This window comes from Klebsiella sp. K47, assembly GCF_051858335.1.
Lineage (GTDB): Bacteria > Pseudomonadota > Gammaproteobacteria > Enterobacterales > Enterobacteriaceae > Klebsiella > Klebsiella pneumoniae.
Genome location: NZ_JBPYUI010000603.1, coordinates 1 through 209, shown reverse-complemented (window position 1 = coordinate 209; position 209 = coordinate 1). Strand labels below are relative to the sequence as shown.

Below are 209 nucleotides of genomic sequence, written 5' to 3'. Positions count from 1 at the left end.
GACGAAGTCGCGGTCCAGGTCGAGCACGTAGGCCAGGCCGCCGGTGAACCCGGCGCCGAAGTTCAGGCCCACCTTGCCCAGCACCAGCACGATGCCGTCGGTCATGTACTCGCAGCAGTGGTCGCCGGCGCCTTCGATGACCGCCAGCGCGCCGGAGTTGCGCACCGCGAAGCGTTCGCCTGCCCGACCCGCGGCGAACAGTTCGCCGC

General features: G+C 70.8%; 1 protein-coding gene. It reads right to left on the bottom strand.

What is annotated here, in order from left to right:
- Window positions 1-209 (bottom strand): hypothetical protein (locus tag RRF55_RS29400; RefSeq protein ID WP_439419513.1); only part of this gene is annotated, 209 nt, incomplete at both ends.